Genomic DNA, 1,130 nt, shown 5'->3' on the forward strand with positions numbered 1-1,130 from the left:
GATTTAATATATATCGTAAACGATTAAAATAATTATGAAATTCTTCTTAGTTTAGTATCAATCCATAAATATACTGAAATTAAAACAATCACGATCAATCAAGGAGGATTGGGATGGATCATAAAAAATTTGTAAGTTTAACACCGGAAGTTCTGAATAAGAACGAAAAGGTATATAACGACGCGTTAGATGAGGCTTTTGGAAATGAAAACATTAAAAATATCGCTATTACCGGAATATATGGTTCAGGTAAAAGTTCAGTTTGGGAAACTTATAGGCAAAAAAAGAAATTTGAGAACGTAATTTCGATTTCATTGGGGAAGTACGATGATTCTTTTTACGAAAATAACGTAAAAAAAAATGATTCTGACGAGGATGAGATTGATACCAAAGTTTCAGAAAACCTGAATTTAGAAAACAATATAGAGCGACAACTGATTAATCAAATTGTTGCGCAAGTAGATAACAAGAAAATCCCATTAAGTAAATATCGTTATTTAGAAAATAAAAGCAGTATGCAAAGCATATTTGATGTTGTACTTATATTTGCCTTTTTATTATCCTTACTTTTTTGGAATTATCGAAATAGAATAATACCTTTCTTTGGGAATTATGTCGCACTCTTTCTATTTTTGATACTAATAATGTTCCTTTTCCCTATTGCATGTTTTCTATTCGGAATTATTAAAAGTCGAAGGATGCCTTTTGCAAAGATTAAGTTTGGGAGCGCAGAGGCAAGCTTTAATGAAGAGTTGAATAAAGATGAGACCGTGCTTGATCGGGATATTAGAGAGTTAGTTTATATTCTATACAATTCTAATAGCGATGTAGTTGTTTTTGAAGATTTAGATCGGTATAACCACTTAGATATTTATAAAAAACTTAGGGAATTGAATTATCTTCTTAATTCATTTATTTCATCAAATAAGGATGAACCTAGGAAGAAAAAAACTAATGAAGATAATAGAGTAGTAAGATTCGTATACTTACTCAAAGATGGTCTGTTCTACTCAAAAAACAGAACAAAATTTTTTGATTTTATTGTACCAATAATTCCTGTAGTGAATTCAAAGAACTCTGAAGATAAGCTTTTAGAGTTGTTCAATGAAAACGAAAATGCGCCTTCTAAT

At 29.6% G+C, this 1,130-nt stretch carries 1 protein-coding gene; it reads left to right on the plus strand.

What is annotated here, in order from left to right; all coding sequences use genetic code 11:
• Positions 1–113: 113 nt before the first annotated feature.
• Positions 114–1,130 (plus strand): YobI family P-loop NTPase (locus GVV20_RS10580; RefSeq protein ID WP_432276253.1); only part of this gene is annotated, 1,017 nt, incomplete at its 3' end.

Origin of the sequence: Erysipelothrix aquatica, from assembly GCF_009828775.2 — a bacterium.
GTDB lineage: Bacteria > Bacillota_I > Bacilli_A > Erysipelotrichales > Erysipelotrichaceae > Erysipelothrix > Erysipelothrix aquatica.